A 3,409-nucleotide genomic window follows, 5' to 3' on the forward strand; every position below is an offset into this window, starting at 1 on the left:
ATGGAAACAAACTTAATTGCGGAAGCAGTAAAGTTTATGGCATTAGGTATGGGAATAGTGTTTATATTCCTAATAGTAATGATCTATGCTTTAAAACTGCAAGCAAAAATAATAGGGAAGTATTTTCCAGAGAAAAGTACGCCAGTACCTACAAAGCCTACAAGAACTACAGGGGCTGAAAAATCGAACGAAACTGCAAAGATAGCGGCTGTAGTAGCAGCTGTTCAACATCATAAAAATCTAAAAGGTTAAATTAAATGTCAAAAAAATATATTGATGTTATGGATACTACATTTAGAGATGGATTCCAGTCTGTCTTTGGAGGTAGAGTTTTAATGGAAGATTTTTTTCCAGCTGTAGAAGCTGCGAAAGAAGCAGGTATAAATCACTTCGAATTCGGAGGAGGAGCAAGATTCCAATCTTTATTCTTCTACCTACAAGAAAACGCATTCGATATGATGGATAAATTCAGAGAGATTGTAGGACCAGAAGCAAATCTACAAACATTAGCAAGAGGTATAAATACTGTAATGCTAGATACAGGTTCAAGAGAACTAGTAGAAATGCACGCAAAAATGTTTGCAAAACATGGTGTAACAACAATTAGAAACTTTGATGCACTAAATGATGTTCAAAACCTTGAATATAGTGCAGAGTGTATTAAAAAATATGGACTAAACCATGAAGTAGTAGTAACACTAATGGACTTACCTCCAGGTTGCGAAGGTGCTCATGATGTTCCTTTCTATGAAAAAACATTAAGAAATATTCTTGATGCAGGAGTACCATTTGATTCTATTTGCTTTAAAGATGCAAGTGGAACATCTTCTCCTCAAAAAGTATTTGATACTATTAAAATGGCAAGAAACTTAGTGGGTGAAGATACTCATATAAGATTACATACTCATGAAACAGCAGGTGTATCTGTTGCTTGTTACTTAGCAGCATTAGATGCAGGTGCAGATGGTATTGACCTAGCAGCATCTCCTGTAAGTGGTGGAACATCTCAACCAGATATTTTAACTATGATGCACGCAGTTAAAGGTATGAATTATGACCTAGGTGGTTTAGAAATCTCTAAAGTATTAAAATACCAAGAGACTTTACAATCTTGTTTAAAAGATTACTTTATGCCACCAGAAGCTACTCAAGTTTCTCCTTTAATCCCATTCTCTCCAATGCCAGGTGGAGCACTAACAGCTAATACTCAAATGATGAGAGATAATGGAACTTTAGATAAATTCCCAGAAGTAATTAAAGCAATGCAAGAAGTTGTAGAAAAAGGTGGATACGGAACATCTGTAACTCCTGTTTCACAATTTTATTGGCAACAAGCATATGCAAACGTAATGTTTGGACCATGGAAACAAATAGCTCCAGGTTATGGAAAAATGGTTCTTGGATACTTTGGTAAAACTCCTGTTGAACCAGATGCAGAAATTGTTAAATTAGCTTCTGAAAAATTAAAACTTGAACCAACTAGTGAAAACCCACTAGATATAGCTGATAGAGATGAAAAGAAGACTATGGCTTATTGGGAAGGAAGATTAAAAGAAGAGAATATCGAAACAAGTGATGAAAATATTTTTATTGCAGCAGCTTGTGATGAAAAAGGTATTGCTTTCATAAAAGGTGAAAGCCCATTAAATGTAAGAAAAGTTGAGGATTCAACTTGTGAAAATGATAAAGAATGTACTTTAGGAGAAGGAAATAGTATGAGTAACGCAACTGGAAACTATACAGTAGTAGTAGATGGACAAAAGTTTAATGTATCTATCGCAGAAGGTAATGCAGATATCCAAGTAACACCAGCAGCACAAAGTGAAGCACCTGCAGCAGCACCAACAAATGGTGGTGGAGCAGATGTAGAAGCAACAGTAGCTGGAAATGTATGGAAAATGAATATTAAAGTTGGAGATACAGTAAAACAAGGTGATATCGTAGCAATCCTAGAAGCAATGAAAATGGAGATTGATGTAGAAGCTCCTTGCGATGGAACAGTAAGTGCAATTTTAGCTAACCCAGGTGACGCTGTTGAAGAAGGTCAAGCAATAGCAACTATTAGCTAAGACAAAAACCGGAGAACTATTTGATGAATAAAAAAATAATAGCTTCAATGCTACTGTTATTCTTTGCTCTTTTCAGTACAAATGCATTTGCAAGTTCAAATGCAGCTCCTACTGAAGAAGTTAAACATGAATATCATGAAAAATCAATGGGTCAACTTCTAGAGTCATTCTATAAAACTACTGGGATTTATGCTTTCACAACTCCTAGAGATGATGTAATGACTTCAGAAGCTCATGCAGAAGATGCAAGACCTATGACTACTTTTGAACAAACGTGGGGTAGATTAATAATGATAGGTATTTGTCTATTCTTATTTTACCTTGCTATTTCAAAAGGGTTTGAACCATTATTACTAATGCCTATTGCATTTGGTGGTATCTTAGCTAATATTCCACTAGCTGGAATTGGTGGAGAGACTGGTATGCTTGGTATTATCTATAATATGGGTATTGCTAATGGATTCTTCCCATTACTTATCTTTATGGGTGTTGGAGCAATGACAGACTTTACTCCACTATTAGCAAATCCTAAAGCAGCAATCTTAGGTGGTGCTGCACAGTTTGGTATCTTTGGATCACTAGTTGGTGCAGTTGCAATTGGATTTGATTTACAATCTGCTTCAGCTATTTCAATTATTGGTGGAGCTGATGGACCAACATCAATCTTTATTGCAAATAGACTTGCTCCAGAACTTTTAGGTGCAATTGCAGTTGCAGCTTATTCTTATATGGCATTAGTACCAGTAATTCAACCTCCAATTATGAAGGCATTAACTTCAGAGGCTGAAAGAAAAATCAAAATGCCAAAATTAAGAAAAGTAAATAAATTAGAGAATTTAACATTGCCAATTGTACTATTATTATTAGCAATTCTGTTCTTACCAGAGTCAACTCCACTTATTGGAGCATTTTGTTTAGGAAATTTCTTCAAACAATCAGGTGCAGTTGAGAGACTTTCTGATACAATGCAGAATTCATTAATCAATATAGTAACAATATTCTTAGGATTAGGGGTTGGTTCAAAGCTAGCTGCTGATAAATTCTTAGTAATAGAGACTTTAGGGATTATGGCAATTGGATTAATTGCATTTGCTGCAGGAACAGCGGCAGGTGTTATCATGGCTAAAATCATGAATAAATTTGCGTCTGATGAGAATAAGATAAACCCACTAATTGGAGCTGCAGGAGTATCTGCTGTACCAATGGCTGCAAGGGTTGTATCAAAAGTTGGACAAGAATATGACAAATCGAATGTATTATTAATGCATGCGATGGGTCCAAATGTTGCTGGTGTTATCGGTTCTGCCGTAGCTGCTGGTGTACTTTTATCGATTTTTTAA

At 35.6% G+C, this 3,409-nt stretch carries 3 protein-coding genes; all 3 read left to right on the forward strand.

Annotated elements, in window-relative coordinates; all coding sequences use genetic code 11:
- A partial coding sequence (locus tag CRV02_RS14180; protein ID WP_129085735.1) for an OadG family protein occupies window positions 1–252 on the forward strand: 252 nt, incomplete at its 5' end.
- A 5-nt stretch (window positions 253–257) separates the two neighbouring features.
- Window positions 258–2,069 carry a biotin/lipoyl-containing protein gene (locus tag CRV02_RS14185; RefSeq protein WP_129090890.1) on the forward strand — a complete coding sequence of 604 codons (1,812 nt, stop codon included), beginning with the start codon at window positions 258–260 and terminating at the stop codon, window positions 2,067–2,069.
- Between the two features lie 23 nt (window positions 2,070–2,092).
- Window positions 2,093–3,409 (forward strand): sodium ion-translocating decarboxylase subunit beta, encoded by a 1,317-nt coding sequence (locus tag CRV02_RS14190; protein ID WP_258239320.1) that lies wholly within the window; start codon window positions 2,093–2,095, stop codon window positions 3,407–3,409.

It is taken from the genome of Arcobacter sp. CECT 8989 (assembly GCF_004116715.1).
GTDB lineage: Bacteria > Campylobacterota > Campylobacteria > Campylobacterales > Arcobacteraceae > Halarcobacter.

Bases quoted from the DNA above. Each gene is read 5' to 3' on its own strand.
- CRV02_RS14185 (WP_129090890.1), top strand. From the start codon at position 258: ATGTCAAAAAAATATATTGATGTTATGGATACTACATTTAGAGATGGA.
- CRV02_RS14190 (WP_258239320.1), top strand. From the start codon at position 2,093: ATGAATAAAAAAATAATAGCTTCAATGCTACTGTTATTCTTTGCTCTT.